The organism is Deltaproteobacteria bacterium (assembly GCA_005879535.1).
Classification (GTDB): domain Bacteria; phylum Myxococcota; class Myxococcia; order Myxococcales; family 40CM-4-68-19; genus 40CM-4-68-19.
In genome coordinates this window covers 1-16,161 of sequence record VBKI01000075.1, presented here as the reverse complement: position 1 = coordinate 16,161, position 16,161 = coordinate 1, and the positions used below count along the sequence as shown (strand labels likewise).

The window sequence follows — 16,161 nt, the reverse complement described above, 5'->3', positions numbered from 1 at the left end:
GCCGGCTGTCCCGCAGCGACGCGGGGGTCCGCGCGCTGCCTGGGAGCTAGGGGCTAGGTCCGGCCGCGATCTTCTCTGCAGCCCGCATCACCCGCAGGACGTTCCCCGAGAAGACCTTCGCGACCTCCGCCTGCGTGAAGCCGCGCTTGCGGAGCTCCGACGCAATCCTGGGGAGGTCGGCGGCGGAGTCGATCCCTTCGGGCGTCGAAGGGATCCCGTCGAAGTCCGAACCGATTCCAGCATGATCCACGCCCGCGACCCGGGCGACGTGCTCGATGTGATCGATCAGCGACTTCATCGGCGGCCGCGGAACGCGCGCGGCGATCTCGCGTCCCGCCGTGAACCAGGCCTTGGTCCGCGCCGCCGGATCGTCCTTGTATTTTTCGTTGATCGCTGCGAGGGCCTTGTCCTCCTCCGGCCGCAACGCCTCGAACGCCTTGCGGAAGCTCTCGTCCACGAAGCCCGAGAAGAAGTTCACCATTACCACCCCGCCGTTCTTCGCCACGGCGCGCAGCATCTCGTCGGTCATGTTGCGCGGGTGATCGGTCAGCGCGCGGCAGCTCGAATGCGACGCGATCACCGGCGCCTTCGAGACCTCGAGCGCGTCGAAGAAGGTCGTGTCCGCGACATGGGAGATGTCGACCAGCATCCCGAGCCGGTTCATCTCCTCGACGGCCTGCCGGCCGAGCGCGGTGAGGCCGCCGTGGTGCTTGACTCCAGGCTTCTGCGCGTCGCCGGACGAGTCGCCCAGCTCGTTGGTATTCGACCAGGTCAAGGTCATGTAGCGGACGCCGAGCCGGTGGAAGGTGCGGAGCATCCGCAGATCTCCCTCCAGCGCGTGGCCTCCCTCGAGGCCCATCAGCACGGCGAGCTTGCCGGCCTTCCGCGCGGCGAGCACCTCCGACGCCGTGCGCGCCACGGCCAGCTCGCGAGGATGCCGCTCCAGTTGAAGGTGCACGGCGTCGATCAGGTCCAGCGCTCGCCGGGCCGGGTGCGCTCCATAGAATTCCGGGTCCACCCAGATGCTGAAGAACTCGGCGCCCAGGCGACCTTGCCGCGCTTTGGGAAGGTCCACCATCTGCTCGCCGGAGCGGGTCAGGTCCGTTCCCAGATCGAGCAGGAACTGCGGCGTGTCGGCGTGGCCGTCGACGACGAACAAGGCAGCGGCGAGGACGACCAGGTTCATTCCTGCATCTTACGCCCCGATCGCGTAACCTCCGCGGCGGCGCCGACGTAAGGCCTGAATGAGACCGACGGACGAAGAGCTGATGTCGGCCTACGTCGCGGGCGATGCCCGCGCGTTCGAGAAGCTCTTCGCCCGGCTGGCGCCCCGGGTGCACGGGTTCTTCCTGCGCTCGTTCCGGGACGAAGGAGTGGCGGACGACTTGTTGCAGGTGACGTTCATGAAGATCCACCGGGCGAGGCAGCAGTACCGGCCGGGCCACAGGCTGGCGCCGTGGCTCTTCGCCGTCGCCGCGCGGGTCCGCCTGGACGAGCTGCGCCGGCGGCTACGCCTCCCCGAGGACGCCGACGAGGACGCGATCGCCCGCGCCGAAGTCCAGGATCCGGCGGATCCCCCGCTCGATGCGGACGTCAAGAATGCCGTTCGCGCGGCGCTGGAAGCGCTGCCGGAGTCGCAGCGCACCGTGATCCATCTCCACCGGTACGAGGGGATGACGTTCGGGGAGATCGCCGACGTGCTCGGTTCGACGTCCGGAGCGGTCAAGCTCCGGGCATTTCGCGGATACGAGGCGCTCCGCCAGCGCCTGAAAGGGCTGTTGTGAGCGCCTGCGACGAGATGCGGCCCAAGGCGGCAGGCATCGCCGCTCTTCCCGAGGGCGATCCCGAGCGCGAATCGTTCCTCGCGCACGCGCGAGGCTGCCCCGGCTGCATGCAGGCGCTGCGCGAGGGAGAAAAGCTCCTTGAGGCGCTGGCGCGCGCCGAGCTGCCCACACCTTCGTCGCGAGCGCTGCGCCGGGCGTCGGCGCCGATCCTCGCGGACCTGACGCCGTCCCGGTGGGGTCTGCGCGCGTTGGCGGCGCTGGTCGCGTTCGCCATCCCGCTGCTCTTTTCCCGGCACCGCGATACGGAGGGTTGGACGGCTGCATTGGTGGTGCTGGTGCTCGCGACGGCGCTCAGCTCCGTAGCCGGCGTCCTGCGAGCCGGCGCCTGGGTCGCGCTCGGCGCATCGGCTGGATTCGCCATTGCCGCGGGCGGAATTCCCGGCCTCCCGGATGCCGAAGCGGGGCTCGCCATGCGCATCGGCGTCGATTGCCTTGCGCTCGAGCTCGCTGGTGGCGCCGTGGCGGCGGCGCTCGTGATGTGGAGGGCGGGCTGGTCCTCGGCCTCGCTGGCGCCCACTGCTGCGGCGGGCGCGCTCGCGGCCCAAGCCGCCTTGCACCTCGCCTGCACGGCGCATGCCCAGGCACCCCACCTGTGGGTGTTCCACGTCGGCGGCGTCGTCGCGGCGGCGCTCGCCGGATGGACGCTGCAGAATCGCCTCGCTTACGCGAGTAGCGCGCGGAATTGATCGGCCGAAAGCTCCTGCGGCCACCCGCGAAACTGCGCCGCGTACAGAGCGGGTTCCGAGAGCGCGACCACCCAGGTGGCGACGCGGCCGCGTGAGAGGGGCCACCACGGCGCGACGCGCGCATTCTCAACGATGAACTGCCGCTCTTCCGGGGGGACCTGGCGATCGTACAGGGCGAGCTGCAGCACCTGCACCTCGCCCTTGGCGCGGCCGCTCAGCGAGGCCGCCCGTTCCCGGAGGAGGTGCGCGCGGCGGGCGAACTCGACGCCGGGCACCCGATCGCCGGACGCGACGACGACGATCTGCAGCGAGAGGCGAAGATCGCCGGCCCAGATCTCGTCGAAGTGGGGGAGTCCGGCGAGCGCCTCGACGGCGGCGCGGGCAGTCGGCTCCGACGATTCGGCGTGCACGCGCGTCAACCCCGAGGTCTGGAGGTGAGCGTCGAGCTTGTTGAGGAAATCCGCCTTCATCGATCAGTGGGAGAGAATGGGAAAACGCGGCCGGGCTGCCTTTGGCGCGGTCACTGGCCGCGGCGGTCCTTCCGCACCCGCGATCCCGCCCACCAGATCGTAGTCGCCCGCTTGCTCGATCTCGACGGGCACGATCTCGCCGGGGCGCCCCTGGCCGCGGTTGACGTAGACCTTTCCGTCGATCTCCGGCGCCTGCCCCATCCACCGCCCTTCCAGAAGCAGATCGGTCTCCTCGGAAACGCCTTCGACCAGGACGTCGAGAGTCCGCCCCACCAGGCGCTGCTGGTGCTCCCTGCTGATCTTCCGCTGGATGCCGAGAAGCTTCTTCTGCCGCTGCGCCTTGACGCGCTGGGGGAGCTGCCCGTCGAGCTGGAAGGATTCCGTCCCTTCCTCGCGCGAGAACTGGAACACGCCCACCTTCTCGAACCGCATCTCCTCGACGAAGTCGCAGAGCTCCTGGAACTGTTCCTCCGTCTCACCCGGGAAGCCGGCGATGAAGCTGGTCCGGAAGGTGAGGTCCGGGACGCGCTCGCGGATCCTGCGCACCAGCCTGCGCACCCACGCGGAGTCACGGCCCCGCTTCATCCGGCGAAGCACGGAGTCGCTGATGTGCTGCAGCGGCATGTCGAGGTAACGAGCGACGTTGGGTTGGCGCGCGAGCCCGTCGATCAGCGCTTCTGAAAAGTCGCGCGGATAGGCGTAGTGCAGCCGGATCCAGCGCGCGGGCACGTCCCGCAGGGCGTGCAGGAGCTCGTGGAGCTTCGGTTTACCCGGAAGGTCGTGCCCGTAGGCGGTGAGATCCTGGGCGACGAGGTTCAGCTCGATTGCGCCCTCGGCGCAGAGCCGCTCGGCTTCGGCGACGATATCGGCGATGGGCCGGGATCGCTGCAGGCCGCGGAGGGTGGGGATGATGCAGAAGGTGCATTTGTTGTCGCAGCCTTCGCTGATCTTCACGTAAGCCGTCCAGCGCGGCATCGAATTGCGCCGCGGAGTGCGGCTGTCGGCGATGTAGTCCGGATCCGGAATCACGGCCCGGTCGCGCTCTCCCCGCAGGATCTGCGCGATGCGCGGATAGGCGGAGGTCCCGACGAAGTAATCGACCTCCGGCATCTCCTGCTGGAGAACGTCTGCGTAGCGCTGCGTGAGACAGCCGGCAACCACCAGCGCCTTGCAGCGCCCGGTTTCCTTGAGGCGGGCATGCTCGAGGATGGCGTCGATCGACTCCTGCTTTGCCTCGCCGATGAAGGCGCAGGAGTTGATGAGGATCACTTCCGCGTCCTTCGCCTCGCCGACCAGGCGGTAACCCTCGTTGAGCAGGCTGCCGAGCATCACCTCGCTGTCTACCCGGTTCTTCGGGCAACCGAGCGACAGCAGGAAAAGCGAGGGCTGGTCTGGAAGCAGCGTCGTATTCATCGGGGGACGGCGAAAGGGCCCCCGTATAACAGACCGCGACGCGGAATCCAGCCTGGCCGGCCTACAACGTCGCCGTCCCGCTGGGAGCGGCCACCAGCGGCTGCTCCGGCGACCGCCGCGCCCATTCTTCGAACTGGACGGGATCGTGGGCACAAATCACGCGCACCTCATCGCCGTGCAGCCGGACCAGGTCGCGCAGGCGGCGTTGGTTCCAGAGCCGGAGCCGCCGGTCGACCTCCATTTGCAGCTGGTAGTACCGGAGGCCTGCCTTGCAGCGCAGATTTTTCGAATCCAGCTCGCGCCGGTCGAAGAAAGCGTCGCCCGCATGCAGCAGCCAGCCTCCGCCCGGCCGGGCGACGGCGACTCCGCAGTGACCCCAGGTGTGTCCCACCAGCGGGATGAGGAGAACTTCGGGAACGCCGACGTTGCGGACGGAAGCAAACCCGAACCACGGCTCTCCGCCGTCGCGATAGAGCCTCCAGCGATCGTGGCTGCTCCACTGTTCCGGCCGGTAGCGGCCGCGCGCGATCAGGCCCCTGCGCGCGCTCGCCGCGTCCGCTTCCTTGACGTGCAGGTGGACCTGTGCACCGGGGAAGTCATCGAGCCCGCCCGCGTGATCGAAGTCGAGATGGGTGAGGACGATGTGGCGGACGTCTCGCGGGGAATACCCCAACCTCTGCACCTGCCGCACCGCCGTCTGCTCCGGCGTCACCAGCGGCTTGCACTGGAACCGGAAGAAGCGGTCCATCCTGCGGTTGCCCATGTCGAGCAGGCCGAGGCCGGTGTCGACGAGGATCAAGCGCTGCCCGGCTTCGATCAACAGGCAGTGGCAAGCGAGGGCGCCGCGCAGGGGCCTGGACTTGCGCTCGGACATCAGGCGTCCGCCGACGGGACAGAGCGTGCCGCAGCTCAGATGGTGGATGCGCATGCGGGGGACGCTGCTCATCCACCCGCAACACCGGGAGGTCCGCGGGCGCAGTCTCAAGCGTAGGCGCATAACCGCACCTACGGTGCGGGAGCGCCTAGTCGCGGAAATTCTCGAACACCAGGTCCACCTTCAGCTCGTCCTGCTTTGCGCGGACCATCTGGATGACCGACTGCAGGTCGTCGCGGTTCTTCCCCGAGACGCGGACGGCGTCGCCCTGGATCGAGCCCTGCACCTTGAGCTTGCTGTCCTTGATCATCTTCACGATGGCTTTCGCCTTCTCCACCTCGATGCCCTGGACGAAGCTGAGCACCTGCGCGACGTGCTTTCCGCTCTGTTCGACGGTGCCGTACTTGAGGCCGCGCAGGGGGACGCCGCGCTTGGCCATCTTCTCCACCAAAACCGTCCGCGCCGCCTCCAGCCGCTGCTCGGTGGTGCTGCGGATCTTCAGACCCTTCTCCGGCGCGGAGACCTTCTCCAGCGAGGTCTCGGTGCCCTTGAAGTCGTAGCGTTGGTCGATCTCCTTCTTCGCCTGTTGGAAGGCGTTATCGACCTCCTGCTCGTTCACCTTGCTGACGATGTCGAAGCTCGGCATGTCACATCTCCAGGACGACCGGGAGCACCATCGGCCGCTTCTCCACGCCCTTCTTCCAGGCGGAGCGCACGGCGCGGCGGAGGGCCTCTTCCACCATTCCGTGATCGGTGCGCTGCGCGGGACCCAGCTCGGCGAGCGCATCGAGCGCAGCCTGGCGGGCCTGGGCGAGGCGGGAATCGTCGAGCCCGGCGACGCCCTTGCCCAGAAGCTCCGGCCCGCGCACCACCTCGCCGCTCTTGTGGTCCAGGACGCAGAGGCACACCAGCATGCCCGTCTCCGCGAGGAGCTGGCGATCGCGGAGCGCGACCTCGCCGACGTCGGCGAACGCGCCACGCGCGTCGAGATAGAGCCGCCCCGCCGAGACCGCATTGGGCACCACCGCGACGATCTCGTCCTTGCGCAACTCCACGGCATCGCCGTCCTCGGCGATCACGCAGGCAAGCGGATTCACTCCCGCAGCCTCGGCGGTCCGCGCGTGTGCGGCGAGCATGCGGTATTCGCCGTGGATCGGGACGAAGCTCCGGGGGCGGACGAGATCGATCATCATCCGCTGCTCACCCTGGCAGGCGTGGCCGCTGGTGTGCACCAGCTCCGTCGAGCCGGCGCTGCCCGACATCACCCGGCATCCGCGCCGTACCAGGTGGTCGATGATGTTGCCGAGGGCCCGGTCGTTCCCGGGGATCACGCGGCTGGAGAGGATCACCAGATCGTTCTTCTCGAGCTTCACGGTCGGATGCTCGCCGAGCGCGAGCCTCGCCAGCGCGCTGCGCGGCTCGCCCTGCGCACCGGTGCAGAGGATGACGAGCTCCCGCGCCGGAAAGTGCCCCGCCGCCTCGGGATCGACGAACGAATCGGGCGGGCAACGGATGTAGCCGAGGTCGAGCGCGAGGCGCACGTTGGTCTGCATCGATCGCCCGAGCAGGACGATCTTCCGGTTCTGTGCCAGCGCGGCGCGAACGACGCTCTGGACGCGGTGGATGTTCGAGCCGAACATCGCCACCACCACGCGGCCTTTCGCCAGAGGACCGGCGAAGATCCGGATCAGCGACTCGCCCACCTCGCGCTCGCTGGGGGTCGTGCCTTCGCGCTCGGCGTTGGTCGAATCGGAGAGCAGACAGGCCACGCCGGTCTCGCCCAGCTCCGCGAACCGCCGTACGTCGAGGAGCTTTCCATCCACCGGGCTCCAGTCGATCTTGAAATCGCCGGTGTGGATCACCAGACCCGCCTCGGTGAGCAGGGCATATCCGACGGCGTCCGGGACGCTGTGCGGTACTTGCAGGGGCTCGAAGTCGATGTGGTTGCCGACCATTCCCATCGTCCGCGGCTCGACGGCGTGCAGGTCCGCGGTGATTCCCTGCTCGGCCAGCTTTTCCTTCACCACCGCCAGCGTGAACCGCGTGCCGCAGACCGTTGCGTCGGGGAACTCGCGCAACAGGTAATGGAGCGCGCCGACATGGTCTTCGTGCGCATGCGTGAGCAGGATGGCGTCCACCTTGCCGGAGGCCCTCAGATACGCGAGATCCGGAGCGATCACCTCCACCCCGAGCGCCTGCTCGGCGTTGGGGAACATGAGGCCGCAGTCGATCACGACCCGGTCGCCGCCGGACTCGACGACCATGCAGTTCATCCCGACCTCGCCGAGGCCGCCGAGCGGAATGATGCGGACCGGAGCGGGCGACGGCACCGCCGCATCGTACCGTCTTTTGGGTTATCACACCGCCCGTGTCCGATCCGCTGGCCAAAGTCCTCAATCCTCCGCAGCTCGAAGCGGTCCGCCACGGCGAAGGTCCCTTGCTCATCCTGGCGGGCGCCGGCTCCGGCAAGACCCGCGTGCTCACGCACCGGATCGCGCACCTGCTCCGCGAGCGCCTTGCCCGGGCGCCAGAGATCCTGGCGGTCACGTTCACGAACAAGGCCGCCGGAGAGCTTCGCCAGCGGGTCGAGAAGCTGGTTGGCCCGGACGCGCAGCGCCTGTGGGTCGCGACGTTTCATGCGGCAGGTGCGCGGATCCTCCGGCGCGAGGCCGAAGCTCTCGGCCTCACCCGGAGCTTCGCCATTTACGACGATGCGGATCAGCTGGCGGAGGCGAAACGGGCGACCAGCGACCTGGGGTTCGACGTCGGCACCTCGCGCCAGCACCTCGTGCGCATCGATCGCTGGAAGAACGCCGGCCTGCTACCCGCCGAGGTGCGCGTAGCGGAGTACGACGTACCCGGGAAGACCGGGCTCAAAGTGTACGGGCGCTACCAGGCGGCGTTGCAGGCGTCGAACGCCGTCGATTTCGGCGACTTGATCGTCAGGGTCAGCGAGCTGTTCAAGAAGCGGGACGACATCCTGCAAGGATACGCCGGACGCTTTCGCCACATCCTGGTGGACGAGTTCCAGGACACCAATCCGGCGCAGTACCAGTTGCTCCGCCAGCTCGCCTCCGTCCACGGAAACCTCTGCGTGGTCGGCGACGATGACCAGGCCATCTACCGCTGGCGCGGCGCGGAGGTGGACAACATCCTCGACTTCCCGAAGCACTTCGCGGGGACGAAGGTCGTCCGGCTGGAGCAGAACTACCGCAGCTCGGGTCGGATTCTCGGCGCGGCGCACGCGGTCATCGAGAAGAACGAGCGCCGCGCGGAGAAGAAGCTGTGGACCGCCGCCGCCGAGGGCGACAAGGTGCGCGTTTTCGTCGCCGAGGACGAGCGCGACGAGGGCAGCCGCGTCGCTTCCGAGCTGTACGCGGAGAACGCGCGGGGAACGTCGTACGCCGAGATGGCGGTCTTCTATCGCGCCAATGCCCAATCGCGGGCGCTGGAAGATGCGCTTCGCGCCCGGCGCATCCCCTACCGCGTCGTGCGCGGGCGCTCGTTCTACGACCGGGCAGAGGTGAAGGACATCGCGGCGTACCTGCGCCTCTGCGTGAACCCACGCTCCGACGGCGATCTGCTGCGGGTGATCAACATGCCGCCTCGTGGGATCGGCGACACCACGGTCGACCATCTGCGCGCGTCCGCGAACCGTCAGGGTCTCTCGCTCTGGGAAACGCTGGCCTCCGACGACCCGGAGATGCCCTCCGGCGCCCGCGCGAAGCTTGTGCCGTTCAAGTCGCTGATCGAGAAACTCCGGGAGCAAGTGGCGCAGGACGCGGGCGCCGCCGACGCCATCGAGCGCGTGATCGACCAGACGGGCTACGCCGATCGCCTGCGATTGGAAGGGGAGGAGGGCGAGGATCGTCTCGAAAACCTGATGGAGCTCGTCGGCGCGGCGCGCGAGTTCGATCGCGCCTGGGCGGGCGAGGTCGTACAGGCCGCCGAGCCCGTCCGGGAAGTGCCGGACAAGGCGGAAGGAAAGCCGCTGGTTCCAAATCCGCTCACCCAGACCCGCGCGCAGTATCTGCGCGCCGTGCGCGCCGCGCCCGGATCGCTGGGCAGCTCGCAGGCGTCCGAGGATCCTCCGGGCGACCGACCGGACGCGATGGCGGCTCTCGCCGCCGCGGCCCCCGACGACGAAGACGGGCGCGCGGATACGCCACTGCTCGGCTTCCTCGAGCAGCTCGCGCTGGTGGGCGACGCGGACGCGGCCGGCGGCGGCGATCGCGTGTCGCTGATGACGTTACACGCGGCCAAGGGCCTCGAGTTCGACGCCGTCTGGATGACGGGCCTCGAGGAACGGGTGTTTCCTTCCTCGCGCTCCCTCGGCCAGACCGGCCCCATGGCGTCGGGCGAGGAGGACCCCGCCGAAATGGCCGAGGAGCGGCGTCTCTGCTACGTCGGCATGACCCGCGCCCGCAAGCGGCTGGCGATGTCGCTCGCGCGCTGCCGTTCGCTGTTCGGCGAGCTGCGCTTCAATCCGCCCTCGCGCTTCGTCCGCGAGCTGCCGCCCGATCTGACGGAAGGTCTGGCCGCCCTCGACCGCCTTTCGCCGATGCAGGAGCGCGCCCGCAAGGACGTGTTCTACGACGAGTTCGATCAGCGGCCCCGCTACGGCGACGATTCCCCGCTGCCCGCGCGCAACAAGATGCGGGAGTCGCGCTACGACCCGGCCTCCAAGCCCGTCGTCAAACCGGCCGCTCCCGGCGCCTCTGGCCTCGGACCCGGATCGCGGGTCAAGCACCCGAGCTTCGGCGTCGGCACCGTCGAGGACGCGGACGGCGAGGGGATGAACCGCAAGCTCGTCGTCCGCTTCGGGCCCGGCGTGGGCCTGAAGAAGGTGCTCGCCCGCTTCATCGACCCGGCTTAAAGCGGGTCACCACATGTGCGGCGGCAGCATGTAGTCGACGAACAGCCCGATGGCCACCTGCACCAGCCCCGCGGCGAATGCCTGTCCAAAGCCGATGTCGTACGCGATGCTGTAGACGAGGAACCAGGCGATCATCGCGACGATCCCGGGGATGAGCAGGAACCAGAACCAGGCGAACGGGGTGACGAGCAGCGCCACGAGGAAGGTCACGATCAGTGCTCGCGGCAGCGTATTCTTCGGATTTCCTTTGGAAACCGCCGCGACGGACACCATGACGACCAAGGCGTGGATCAGCCACGAGGAGAGCTTCAGCGCCAGCCAGGACATGCAGGGAAGATAGCGTGATCCGGCCCTGGGGATGGGTTAGATCCGTCGGAGGATGATCCCCGACGTCCCCGTCACCGACGAACTGCTCCACGCGCTCCCGAAGACCGACCTGCATTGCCATCTGGACGGGTCGCTCCGCCTGAGCACCGTACTCGCGCTGGCGGAAGAGCAGGGGATCCGCCTTCCCGCTGACACCGAGGATGGCCTGGCCAAGTCGATGAAGCTCGGCGAGCGCCACGGCAGCCTCGAGGAGTACCTGAAGGGTTTCGACATTACCCTCAGCGTCCTGCAGACGGAGGACGCCCTCTACCGCGCCGCATACGAGCTGGCCATCGACGCCGCCGCGGAGAACTGCAAGCTCATCGAGGTGCGTTACGCGCCCGTCCTCCACCTCCAGAAGGGGCTCAAGCCCACGGTCGTCGTGGAGGCGGTGCTCGAGGGGCTCCGCGCGGCAACGCGGGAGACCGGCATCCTCGCGGGCGTCCTGGTCTGCGGCATCCGCAACATGAGCCCGGAAGTCTCGCTCCGTCTCGCGGAGCTGTCGGTGGCTTACAAGAACCGGGGCGTGCTGGGATTCGATCTGGCGGGAGCGGAGCATGGCAACCCGGCCAAGGATCACCAGGAAGCGTTCCAGCTCATCCTGAACAACAACATCAACTGCACGGTCCACGCCGGCGAGGCGTACGGCCCACCGTCCATCGCGCAGGCGCTGCACTACTGCGGCGCGCACCGCATCGGCCACGGCGTGCGGCTGCGGGAGGACGGCGACCTCCTGAATTACGTCAACGACCACCGCATCCCGATCGAGTGCTGCCCGTCCAGCAACGTGCAGACCGGGGCCGTCGCGGACATGGCGACGCATCCGTTCAAGTTCTATCTGGACTTCGGCATCCGGGTGACCATCAACACGGACAACAGGCTGATCACCGAAACCACCGTGACCAAGGAGCTGTCCGTGGTCTCCAGGCAGTTCGGCCTCAACGCCGCCGACATCCGCAACATCCTGGTGGCCGGCTTCAAGAGCGCGTTCCTCACCTTCCACGATCGCGCCCAGCTCGTGCGCAAGGCCCAGAACGAGATGGACGAGATCATCGGCGAGTTCGCCCAGCGCAACGGCGCTCCAAAGGCAATACCCGCCAAGCCGGCCACGTCGAAGCCGCCGGCCGTGAAGCGGGCCTGATCGGAAGCTGAACAGCCGGGCGCGACGCCATTGCGGCGCCGTGCGCCGGGATCTACCGTCCGCGGATGCCCGTCGGCAAAACCCTGGCCATGATCCTCGCCGGCGGCGAAGGCCGCCGTCTTGCGCCTCTCACGCAGGAGCGCTCCAAGCCGGCGGTCACGTTCGGCGGCCGCTACCGGATCATCGACTTCGTCCTCTCCAATTTCGCCAACTCCGGCGTGCTCCGGATGAAGGTGCTGACGCAATACAAGTCGGAATCGCTGAACACGCACATCTCGCGCGGCTGGCGCCTGAGCTCGATGCTCGGACAATTCGTGGAGAGCGTTCCCGCCCAGCAGCGCACCGGACCGGAGTGGTACAAGGGGTCCGCCGACGCCATCTACCAGAACCTGAACCTCGTCACCGACGAGGAGCCCGACTACGTGTTCGTCTTCGGCGCCGACCACATCTACCGCATGGATGTGCGCCAGATGCTCGACTTCCACGTCGCGCAGAAGGCGGACTGCACGGTCGCCGCCATTCCCATGCCCCTCGAGGAGGGCAGCTCCTTCGGGATCATCACCGCCGACGAGCGCGGCCGGATGGTCGACTTCCAGGAAAAGCCGAAGCACCCGAAGCCGATGATTCGCAACCCGCGGGCGGCCCTGGTCTCCATGGGCAACTATCTCTTCAGCACCGAGGCTCTGGTGCGGGAGATCGTTCGCGACGCGGGAAAGGAATCCGCACACGACTTCGGCAAGTCGATCATCAGCGAGATGCACAAACGCACGAAGGTTGCCGTCTACGACTTCGCGACGAACAACGTACCCGGCCAAGGCCCGAACGAGGCAGGCTACTGGCGGGACGTGGGCGATCTCGACACGTATTACGAGTGCAACATGGATCTCGTCGCCGTCGACCCCAAGCTCTCGCTCTACAACGACCGCTGGCCCATCTATACCGCCCCGGCCCACACCGCCGCGCCGGCGAAGTTCGTTTTCGCCAACGAGGAAGAGCAGCGGGTCGGCCGCGCCACCGACTCGCTGGTGTCCGAGGGATGCATCATCTCGGGCGGCCGGGTCGACCGCTCGGTGATCTCGCCGAACGTCCGCATCAACTCGTACGCGGACGTCCAGGAGAGCATCCTCTTCGAGGGCGTCCAGGTCGGCCGGCGCGCGCGTATCCGCCGCGCGATCATCGACAAGAACGTCGACATCCCGGCGGGTCTGCAGATCGGATACGATCCCGAGGAGGACAAAAAGCGGTTCTTCGTCAGCCCGAAGGGGATCGTGATCGTCCCCAAGGGAATGCGTCTCGCGGGCTGAAAGAGGCGGCCTTGGCGCGCGTCGTCTTCCTCTGGCACATGCACCAGCCCGAGTACCGCGATCCGGTATCCGGGCAGCCCGTTCTTCCCTGGGTCCGACTGCACGCCACGCGGTCCTACAACGACATGGCCGCGGCCCTCGAGCGCCACGAGCGCGCCCGGGTTGTGGCGAACTGGGCGCCCTCGCTGCTGCTGCAGCTGGAGGCGTACGCGTCCGGGGCAGCCGTCGACCGCGACGAGCAGATCGCGCGCAAGCCGGCGGACTCGCTGACGGCCGCCGAGCGCGCACACGTGCTGCGTCAGGATTTCTCCGTCGACTGGGAACTGTGGCTGAAGCCCGTCCCGCGCTACGCCGAGCTCCTCGCGAAGCGCGGCAAGGATCCCGCCAAGGTGGACCTCCTGCGCGCACAGGAGGGCTTCTCCACGCAGGACCTGATCGACCTCCAGATGCATTTCGCGCTGGCGTGGATGGGATTCGCTGCGCGCGGCGAGCATGCGCTCGTCGCCGAACTGGTGCGCAAGGAGCGGGGCTTCAGCGAAGCAGAGAAGACGCAGCTCTTCGACGTCTCGCGGAAGATCGCCGCCCGCATCGTCGCTCGCTGGAAAGCGCTGGCGCAGCGCGGCGCGGTGGAGCTGACGTGCTCGCCGATGTTCCACCCCATCCTGCCGCTGCTCGTGGACAGCGACTCCGCGCGCCGGGCGATGCCCGACGCTGCGCTTCCGCCGCGTTTCCAGTTCCCGCAGGACGCGCGCGAACAGGTCCGCCGCGGCCTCGCCCGGGCGGAGCGGGACTTCGGCGCCCGGCCCGTGGGCATGTGGCCCAGCGAAGGGTCGGTATCGCCCGAAGTGCTGCAGATCCTCGCCTCCGAAGGCGTGAGCTGGTGCGCGACGGATCAGGGCAACCTGGAGCGCAGCGAGTTGGAGAAGCCCACGCCCAAGCCCCTGCACCATGCGCCCTGGATGTGCGGCGACGTGGCGGTGTTCTTTCGCGATCGCGACCTGAGCGACCGCATCGGCTTCCGGTACGGCAAGAGCGACCCGGCCGACGCCGCCAAGGACCTCTTCGCGCGCCTCGCAGCGGCGGACGAGGAGGCCACGGTCACCGTCGCGCTCGATGGCGAGAACCCGTGGGAGCACTATCCGCGCTCGGGCGAGCTCTTCCTGGACGCGCTCTACGGTGGTTTCGGCGACGACGTCGTCCCGGTGTTGCCCCGGGAGGAGATCGCGGCGCGTCCCCCCGCGGCGCGGATTTCGCGCATCCACTCCGGGAGCTGGATCGACTCGAATTTCCGCATCTGGATCGGCCACTCCGAGGACAACCAGGCCTGGACGATGCTGGGGCAGGCGCGCGCCATTCTCGAGCGGACCCGGCCCGAGCTGCCGCCGGACCGCTTCGAAAAGGCATACGAGGCTGCGCTGGCCGCCGAGGGGAGCGACTGGTTCTGGTGGTACGGCGACGAGTTCACCACCGAGAACGCGCCGGAGTTCGACGCGCTCTTCCGGCGCAACGTGGAGCAGATCTTCCGCCACATCGGGATGGCGCCGCCGGAGCGCCTGGCGCGGCCGATCATCGCGCCCTACAAGGACAAGTCGCAGGCGGCGGCCATCTCGATCTCGCCGCGGCGGCTGATCCGGCCGATGATCGACGGCTACTCGCGCAGCTATTTCGAGTGGAACGGGGCGGGATTCTACCGTCCCGGAAGCGTCTCGGGAGCGGCCATGTACGAGGGAGGAGGAGCGTTCTCGCAACTCTGGTACGGGTTCTCGCTCACCGACCTGTACGTGCGCCTGGACCCCGTCCAGGGAGCCGACTTGTCCGGCGAGTTGCGGATCCTCCTGACGCGCGGCAAGGACGAACGGACCCTGCGGATGCAGGTGGTTCCGTCGGGAGCGGAGACTTCCGTGGTCGACGAGCGCGGAACGAAGTGCGGGGCGGGCCGCGCGGGGGCGCTCGTCGAGCTGTCCGTGGCGATCAGCGCGCTCGGACTGGCGCCCGGGGATCGCGCGGGCATGTTGCTGCGCTTGACCCGCGCCGGCGTGGAGGTCGACCGGCTTCCCCGCTACGGCGAGCTCGAGCTGACGGTGCCCGATCAGACTTTCGAGCAGACCCACTGGCACGTCTGACCTGCTAAATTGCGCGCGGGTGCCCGAACTTCGCCGAGATCCGATCGTGGGCCGATGGGTGATCATCGCGCCGGAGCGTGCCGAGCGCCCGAGCGCTTTTCTGCGCCCGGCGCCCGAGCACAACGGGGGCGTCTGTCCCTTTTGTCCCGGCAATGAGTCGATGACGCCGCCGGAAGTGCTTTCCCGGCGCGACGAGAACGGCTGGACATTGCGCGTGGTCCCCAACCGCTACCCGGCCCTGCGCACCGAGATCCAGATGGTCCGCGAAGGGGCCGGGATGTTCGACAGCATGGCCGGAGTGGGCGCGCACGAGGTGGTGATCGAGACCCGCGACCACCGCGCCACGCTGGCCGACCAGCCGGTCGAGCAGATCGAGAGCGTGCTGCGGGCGTGGCAGGAGCGAATGGTCGATCTCTCTCGAGACATTCGCCTCAAATCCTTGATCGCATTCAAGAATCACGGCGGGCCCGCCGGCGCCACCCTCTTTCATGGGCACTCCCAGCTGATCGCCCTGCCGTTCATTCCCGAGACGCTGGATGCGGAAGTGCGTGCGGCGCGCCGCCATTTCGACGAGAAGGAGCGCTGCGTCTTTTGCGACGTCGTCGCGCAGGAGTCGCACGACAAGGAGCGCGTGGTGCTCGAGTCCGACGGTGCGGTTGTCCTTTCTCCGTGGGCCGCGCGCAGCCCGTTCGAGCTGTGGATCCTGCCCCGGGCGCACCGCTCCTCGTACGAGTCGGCCAGCGGACAACAGCTTCACGCCATCGGGGACGCTCTGCGGACGGTCCTGCGAAAGGTGGACGTGGCGCTGGAAAAGCCCGCGTTCAATCTCTTCCTGCACACCATGCCGCTGCGCGAGGCGCCGAACGACTTCTACCACTGGCACCTCGAGCTCAAGCCCGTGCTCACGCAGCAGGCTGGATTCGAGTGGGCCAGCGGGTGCTACATCAATCCCACGCCACCGGAGGAGGCAGCGAGCTTCCTCCGGCAGACGGAGGTCTTTTCGTGAAGATCCTCTTCGTCGCGTCCGAGGCGGCGCCCTACGTGAAGACGGGCGGGCTGGGCGA

At 68.2% G+C, this 16,161-nt stretch carries 14 protein-coding genes; 7 read left to right on the top strand and 7 right to left on the bottom strand.

The features are described 5' to 3' along the window. Positions 1-46: 46 nt before the first annotated feature. Positions 47-1,186, bottom strand: a complete 1,140-nt coding sequence (locus tag E6J58_17340; protein TMB34960.1) for a membrane dipeptidase — start codon at positions 1,184-1,186, stop codon at positions 47-49. Positions 1,187-1,244: 58 nt separating this feature from the next. Here E6J58_17340 and E6J58_17335 point away from each other — a divergent pair, with 58 nt between their 5' ends. Both E6J58_17335 and E6J58_17330 read left to right on the top strand, forming a co-directional pair. Next, positions 1,245-1,784, top strand: a complete 540-nt coding sequence (locus tag E6J58_17335) for an RNA polymerase sigma factor (protein TMB34959.1) — start codon at positions 1,245-1,247, stop codon at positions 1,782-1,784. After that, on the top strand, positions 1,781-2,530 hold the full coding sequence (locus E6J58_17330; protein TMB34958.1) for a hypothetical protein: 750 nt from the start codon (positions 1,781-1,783) through the stop codon (positions 2,528-2,530). Before E6J58_17335 ends, E6J58_17330 begins: the two co-directional genes overlap by 4 nt. On the opposite strand, the gene E6J58_17325 is transcribed toward E6J58_17330, so the two are convergent. From E6J58_17325 to E6J58_17305, 5 genes are all read right to left on the bottom strand, one after another. Further along, positions 2,506-3,000, bottom strand: coding sequence for a hypothetical protein (locus E6J58_17325; protein TMB34957.1), 495 nt, complete (start codon positions 2,998-3,000; stop codon positions 2,506-2,508). The two genes, E6J58_17330 and E6J58_17325, sit on opposite strands and share 25 nt — an antisense overlap. A 3-nt stretch (positions 3,001-3,003) precedes the next feature. Further along, entirely contained in the window at positions 3,004-4,413 is a 1,410-nt protein-coding gene (gene rimO / locus E6J58_17320; GenBank protein TMB34956.1) for a 30S ribosomal protein S12 methylthiotransferase RimO, read from the bottom strand. A 61-nt stretch (positions 4,414-4,474) separates the two neighbouring features. Further along, positions 4,475-5,341: an MBL fold metallo-hydrolase gene (locus E6J58_17315; protein ID TMB34981.1), complete on the bottom strand. Its 867-nt coding sequence runs from the start codon at positions 5,339-5,341 to the stop codon at positions 4,475-4,477. A 94-nt stretch (positions 5,342-5,435) separates the two neighbouring features. Continuing rightward, positions 5,436-5,933, bottom strand: a complete 498-nt coding sequence (locus E6J58_17310; GenBank protein TMB34955.1) for a YajQ family cyclic di-GMP-binding protein — start codon at positions 5,931-5,933, stop codon at positions 5,436-5,438. 1 nt (position 5,934) lies between these two features. Further along, the gene (locus E6J58_17305; protein ID TMB34980.1) at positions 5,935-7,560 is read right to left on the bottom strand and encodes a ribonuclease J; all 1,626 of its coding nucleotides are present in this window, start codon (positions 7,558-7,560) and stop codon (positions 5,935-5,937) included. A gap of 95 nt (positions 7,561-7,655) precedes the next feature. On the opposite strand from E6J58_17305, the gene E6J58_17300 reads away from it, so the two are divergent. Then, the gene (locus tag E6J58_17300) at positions 7,656-10,163 is read left to right on the top strand and encodes an AAA family ATPase (protein ID TMB34954.1); all 2,508 of its coding nucleotides are present in this window, start codon (positions 7,656-7,658) and stop codon (positions 10,161-10,163) included. A 6-nt stretch (positions 10,164-10,169) separates the two neighbouring features. On the opposite strand, the gene E6J58_17295 is transcribed toward E6J58_17300, so the two are convergent. Then, entirely contained in the window at positions 10,170-10,490 is a 321-nt protein-coding gene (locus tag E6J58_17295; GenBank protein TMB34953.1) for a hypothetical protein, read from the bottom strand. A gap of 52 nt (positions 10,491-10,542) precedes the next feature. On the opposite strand from E6J58_17295, the gene add reads away from it, so the two are divergent. From add to galT, 4 genes are all read left to right on the top strand, one after another. Continuing rightward, positions 10,543-11,670 carry an adenosine deaminase gene (gene add, locus E6J58_17290; GenBank protein ID TMB34952.1) on the top strand — a complete coding sequence of 376 codons (1,128 nt, stop codon included), beginning with the start codon at positions 10,543-10,545 and terminating at the stop codon, positions 11,668-11,670. A gap of 89 nt (positions 11,671-11,759) precedes the next feature. Continuing rightward, positions 11,760-12,974 (top strand): glucose-1-phosphate adenylyltransferase, encoded by a 1,215-nt coding sequence (gene glgC / locus E6J58_17285; GenBank protein ID TMB34979.1) that lies wholly within the window; start codon positions 11,760-11,762, stop codon positions 12,972-12,974. A gap of 11 nt (positions 12,975-12,985) precedes the next feature. Next, the gene (locus E6J58_17280) at positions 12,986-15,097 is read left to right on the top strand and encodes a glycoside hydrolase (protein TMB34951.1); all 2,112 of its coding nucleotides are present in this window, start codon (positions 12,986-12,988) and stop codon (positions 15,095-15,097) included. A gap of 19 nt (positions 15,098-15,116) precedes the next feature. After that, entirely contained in the window at positions 15,117-16,103 is a 987-nt protein-coding gene (gene galT / locus E6J58_17275; GenBank protein ID TMB34950.1) for a galactose-1-phosphate uridylyltransferase, read from the top strand. Positions 16,104-16,161 lie beyond the last annotated feature (58 nt).

Bases quoted from the DNA above. Each gene is read 5' to 3' on its own strand.
- E6J58_17340 (TMB34960.1), bottom strand. From the start codon at position 1,186: ATGAACCTGGTCGTCCTCGCCGCTGCCTTGTTCGTCGTCGACGGCCAC.
- E6J58_17335 (TMB34959.1), top strand. From the start codon at position 1,245: ATGAGACCGACGGACGAAGAGCTGATGTCGGCCTACGTCGCGGGCGAT.
- E6J58_17325 (TMB34957.1), bottom strand. From the start codon at position 3,000: ATGAAGGCGGATTTCCTCAACAAGCTCGACGCTCACCTCCAGACCTCG.
- rimO (TMB34956.1), bottom strand. From the start codon at position 4,413: ATGAATACGACGCTGCTTCCAGACCAGCCCTCGCTTTTCCTGCTGTCG.
- E6J58_17315 (TMB34981.1), bottom strand. From the start codon at position 5,341: ATGCGCATCCACCATCTGAGCTGCGGCACGCTCTGTCCCGTCGGCGGA.
- E6J58_17310 (TMB34955.1), bottom strand. From the start codon at position 5,933: ATGCCGAGCTTCGACATCGTCAGCAAGGTGAACGAGCAGGAGGTCGAT.
- E6J58_17305 (TMB34980.1), bottom strand. From the start codon at position 7,560: ATGAACTGCATGGTCGTCGAGTCCGGCGGCGACCGGGTCGTGATCGAC.
- E6J58_17295 (TMB34953.1), bottom strand. From the start codon at position 10,490: ATGTCCTGGCTGGCGCTGAAGCTCTCCTCGTGGCTGATCCACGCCTTG.
- add (TMB34952.1), top strand. From the start codon at position 10,543: ATGATCCCCGACGTCCCCGTCACCGACGAACTGCTCCACGCGCTCCCG.
- glgC (TMB34979.1), top strand. From the start codon at position 11,760: ATGATCCTCGCCGGCGGCGAAGGCCGCCGTCTTGCGCCTCTCACGCAG.